Source organism: Streptomyces sp. NPDC054840, from assembly GCF_053611065.1.
In genome coordinates, this window is the sequence record NZ_JBSGZP010000598.1 from 1 (window position 1) to 4,612 (window position 4,612).

Annotated in this window: 3 protein-coding genes and 1 pseudogene; 1 reads left to right on the plus strand and 3 read right to left on the minus strand. The window is 73.2% G+C overall.

Going from position 1 to position 4,612, the window contains the following annotated elements; all coding sequences use genetic code 11:
* From ACWGIU_RS30390 to hutU, 3 genes are all read right to left on the minus strand, one after another.
* On the minus strand, nucleotides 1–1,331 hold a 1,331-nt coding region (locus ACWGIU_RS30390), incomplete at its 3' end, for a formimidoylglutamate deiminase (protein ID WP_453711159.1).
* A complete protein-coding gene (locus tag ACWGIU_RS30395; protein WP_453711163.1) occupies nucleotides 1,322–2,512 on the minus strand; it encodes an allantoate amidohydrolase in 1,191 nt (396 codons plus the stop codon). The genes ACWGIU_RS30395 and ACWGIU_RS30390, both read right to left, overlap by 10 nt.
* Before the next feature lie 11 nt (nucleotides 2,513–2,523).
* Nucleotides 2,524–4,209: a urocanate hydratase gene (gene hutU, locus ACWGIU_RS30400; protein ID WP_453711161.1), complete on the minus strand. Its 1,686-nt coding sequence runs from the start codon at nucleotides 4,207–4,209 to the stop codon at nucleotides 2,524–2,526.
* A gap of 104 nt (nucleotides 4,210–4,313) precedes the next feature.
* Between hutU and ACWGIU_RS30405 the strand changes: the two are divergent.
* Nucleotides 4,314–4,612, plus strand: a pseudogene (locus ACWGIU_RS30405) (diaminopimelate decarboxylase); the annotation flags it as partial.

Genomic DNA, 4,612 nt, shown 5'->3' on the forward strand with positions numbered 1-4,612 from the left:
GAGTCGGCCAGGGCGGACGGGACGTCCGGGACGAGGGTGTGGGCGCCGTCGCGGACGATGTGGCGGCCGCCGACCACTGTGTGGCGGACATCGGCGGCGGTCGCCGCGAAGACGGCCGTCTCGGCGCCCAGCCGGGCCGGCGGACCCGCCGTGCGTACGGAGTCCAGCGCGATCGTGGTGAAGTCCGCGAGCGCGCCCGTCTCCAGGCGGCCCGCGTCGGGGCGCCCGAGGGCGGCGTGGCCGTCCTCGGTGGCCGCGGTGAGCAGCGCGTTCGCCGTCCAGTGGCCCCGGGTGCGGCTGCGCAGGCGCTCGTCGAGCTCCATCGCGCGGGCCTCTTCGAGCAGGTCGATCACGGCGTGGCTGTCGCTGCCCAGGGACAGCGGACTGCCCGCGTGCTGGAGCCGGGTCGCCGGGCCGATGCCGTCCGCGAGGTCGCGTTCGGTGGTGGGGCACATGCAGGTGCCGGTGGTGGTCCCGCCGAGGAGCGCGATGTCCGTGTCGGTGAGGTGCGTGTTGTGGACGCCGGTGGTGCGCGGGCCGAGCACGCCGTGGTCGGCCAGGAGCTGCGTCGGGGTGCGCCCGTGGGCGGCCAGGCAGGCGTCGTTCTCGGCGGTCTGCTCCGAGAGGTGGACGTGCAGGGGTGCCCGGCGCTCCTCGGCCCAGGCGGCCACGGTGGCCAGTTCGGCGGCGGGTACCGCGCGGACCGAGTGGATCGCGGCGCCGATCAGGGCGTGGTCGCGGGGCTTGAGGGCACTCGCTCGCTCGGCCCAGGCCTCGGCGGTGCCGTCGGAGAAGCGCAGCTGGTGGGTGTTGGGCGCCTCTCCGAAACCGGAGGACAGGTACGCGGTGTCCAGGAGGGTGATCCGGATGCCGGCCGCGGCGGCGGCCTCGATCAGGGCCTCGCCCATCGCGTTCGGGTCGGCGTAGGCGGTGCCGCCGGGTGCGTGGTGGACGTAGTGGAACTCGCCGACGTTGGTGATGCCGGCCAGCGCCATCTCGGCGTAGACGGCGCGGGCGAGCGCGAAGTAGCTGTCGGGGGTGAGGTTCCGGGCGACCTTGTACATGAGATCGCGCCAGGTCCAGAAGGTGCCCGAGCCGACCTGGACGGTGCCGCGCAGGGCCCGGTGGAAGGCGTGGCTGTGCGCGTTGGCCAGCCCCGGGACCGTCAGGCCGCGCAGCACCCGCGCGCCGGGCGGCGGGGTCTGCACGCCGGTGCGCAGGGCGTCGATGCGGCCCTCGCCGGAGCCGCCGGTGGACACGCTCAGGGCGACGCCCGGCTCGACGTGGGTGCCGAGCCAGGCGTGCTCCAGCCAGTACGTCGTCAACGACATGCCAGGCCTTCCAGTACGTCGGCGAGGGCGAGGACGCCTGCCACGCAGTCGTCCTCGGCGGCGAACTCCCGCGGGGAATGGGAGACGCCGGTCGGGTTCCGCACGAACAGCATGGCGGTCGGGACGGCCGCCGAGAGGATCCCGGCGTCGTGTCCCGCGCCGGTGCCGAGAACGGGGACCGAACCGCCCAGGATCCGGTTCATCTCGTCGCGCAGGGCGTGCTCGAACTCGACGACCGGGGTGAAGGACTCCCGGACGATGCCGAGGTCGATGCCGTCCTGGTCGGCGCGCTCGCGGGCGGCCTTCTCGATGGCCGTGACGACCGTGTCGAGGATGGCCTGGTCGGCGGCCCGGGAGTCGAGCCAGCCGCGTACGAGGGAGGGGATCGCGTTGACCCCGTTGGGCTCGACCGAGATCTTGCCGAAGGTGGCGACGGCCCCGGCGAGGGCCGCCTCCGTACGGGCGGCCAGCACGGTCGCCGCGTAGGTGAGCATCGGGTCGCGGCGGTCGACCAGCCGGGTGGTGCCGGCGTGGTTGGCCTCGCCGCGGAAGTCGAACCGCCAGCGGCCGTGCGGCCAGATCGCGGAGGCGATGCCGACCCGGTCCCCGGAGAGGTCCAGGGCCCGGCCCTGTTCCACGTGCAGCTCGACGAAGGCGCCGATGCGGCTTAGGCGTTCGGGGTCGGCCCCGATGGACTCGGGGTCGTATCCGGCGGCCTCCATGGCCTGGGGCAGGGAGATGCCGTCGGCGTCGCGCAGCTCGTACGCCTTGTCCTTGGTCAGCTGCCCGGCGGCGAGCCGGGAGCCGACGCAGGCGAGCCCGAAGCGGGCACCTTCCTCGTCACCGAAGTTGGTGATGGCCAGCGGCCTGGAGAACTCCGCGCTCCTCCTGCGGAGTTCGTCCAGCGCCGCGAAGGAGGACACCACTCCGAGGGGGCCGTCGAAGGCCCCGCCGTCGGGGACGGAGTCCAGGTGCGATCCGGTGACCACGGCGTCCCCCGCGAGGGGGTCGCCGAGCCAGGCCCACTGGTTGCCGTTGCGGTCGGTCTCGTATGTGAGCCCGCGCGCCTCGGCCTGCTCCTGGAACCAGGTCCGGCAGTCGGCGTCGGCCCCGCTCCAGGCGTACCGGCGGTATCCGCCGGTGCCGGCGTCGCGGCCGATGGGCGCGAGCTCGGCCCACATCTCGTGGAAGGTCACGCGTCGTCGCCCTCGCGCATGGGGACGCGGACGCCGCGCTCGTCGGCGACCGACTCGGCGATGTCGTAGCCGGCGTCGACGTGGCGGATGACGCCCATGCCCGGGTCGTTGGTGAGGACGCGGCGGATCTTCTCGCCGGCGAGCGGGGTGCCGTCGGCGACGGTGACCTGGCCCGCGTGGATCGAGCGGCCCATGCCGACGCCGCCGCCGTGGTGGATGGAGACCCAGGAGGCGCCGGAGGCCACGTTGACCATGGCGTTGAGCAGCGGCCAGTCGGCGATCGCGTCGGAGCCGTCCAGCATGGCCTCGGTCTCGCGGTACGGGGAGGCCACCGAGCCGCAGTCGAGGTGGTCGCGGCCGATCACCAGCGGCGCGGCGAGGGTGCCGTCGGCCACCATCTCGTTGAAGCGCTCGCCGGCCTTGTCGCGCTCGCCGTAGCCGAGCCAGCAGATGCGTGCGGGCAGGCCCTGGAAGTGGACGCGCTCGCCGGCCATCTTGATCCAGCGGTGCAGGGACTCGTTCTCCGGGAAGAGCTCCAGCATGGCCTTGTCGGTCTTGTGGATGTCCGAGGCCTCGCCGGACAGAGCGGCCCAGCGGAAGGGGCCCTTGCCCTCGCAGAACAGCGGGCGGATGTAGGCGGGGACGAAGCCGGGGAAGGCGAAGGCGCGGTCGTAACCGGCCAGCTGGGCCTCGCCGCGGATGGAGTTGCCGTAGTCGAAGACCTCGGCGCCGGCGTCCATGAAGCCGACCATGGCCTCGACGTGCCTGGCCATGGACTCGCGGGCGCGGGTGGTGAAGCCGGCCGGGTCCTTGGCGGCGTAGGAGGCCATGTCGTCGAAGTCGACACCGACGGGGAGGTACGCGAGCGGGTCGTGGGCCGAGGTCTGGTCGGTCACGATGTCGATGGGCGCGCCCTCGGCCAGCATCTGCGGGAGCAGCTCGGCGGCGTTGCCGAGGAGGCCGATGGAGAGCGGCTTGCGGGCGTCGCGTGCCTCGACGGCCAGCTGGAGGGCGTGGCGGAGGTTGTCGGCCTTGACGTCCAGGTAGCGGTGCTCGATGCGGCGGTCGATGGCGCGCGGGTCGACGTCGATACAGATCGCGACGCCGTCGTTCATCGTCACGGCCAGCGGCTGGGCGCCGCCCATGCCGCCGAGGCCGGCGGTGAGGGTGATGGTGCCCGCGAGGGTGCCGTCGACCCCTCCCTTACCAATCGAATGCAGCTTGGCGGCCACGGCGGCGAAGGTCTCGTAGGTGCCCTGGAGGATGCCCTGGGTGCCGATGTAGATCCAGGACCCGGCGGTCATCTGGCCGTACATGGTCAGGCCCAGGTGCTCCAGACGGCGGAACTCCTCCCAGTTGGCCCAGTCGCCGACGAGGTTGGAGTTGGCGAGCAGGACGCGCGGCGCCCACTCGTGGGTCTGCATCACGCCGACCGGGCGGCCGGACTGGACCAGCATCGTCTCGTCCTGCTTGAGGGTCTGCAGGGTGCGGACCATCGCGTCGTACGAGCGCCAGTCGCGGGCGGCCTTGCCGGTGCCGCCGTAGACGACGAGCTTGTCGGGGTGCTCGGCGACCTCGGGGTCGAGGTTGTTCTGCAGCATCCGCAGCGCGGCCTCCTGCTGCCATCCCAGGGTGCTGAGCTCGGTGCCTCGCGCGGCCCGTACGGGGCGGGGTCCTGACATGGCGGTGCCTCCTCCGATGTTGGTCAATCTATTCACATCCTCGCTCCCTGAATAGATTCAGTCAACAGCTGCGGGCGGCCGCGTCGGATGATGGGATGGCCGACATGGCCGCAAACACCGTGGGCAAGGGTGCTGCCGTGGGCGCCGCGGCGCGCCGGGATCTGGCCGTACGGGCCGCCGTCGAGCAGGGTCTCGTGGGCGGGGGCGCCGACGCGGAGCCCCTGGCCTGCCTGCTGGACGTCGCCGGCATCCGGGCCTCCGCCGCCGCCCTGACCGGCGCCTTCGCGGCCGCCCTCGCGCCCGGCACCCCCGTCCTGCACGCCTTCGCCGTCAAGGCCGCCCCGCTCGTCCCGGTCCTGCGGCTCCTCGCCGACGCCGGGCTCGGCTGCGAGGTGGCGAGCCC

Bases quoted from the DNA above. Each gene is read 5' to 3' on its own strand.
- ACWGIU_RS30395 (WP_453711163.1), bottom strand. From the start codon at position 2,512: ATGTGGGCCGAGCTCGCGCCCATCGGCCGCGACGCCGGCACCGGCGGA.
- hutU (WP_453711161.1), bottom strand. From the start codon at position 4,209: ATGTCAGGACCCCGCCCCGTACGGGCCGCGCGAGGCACCGAGCTCAGC.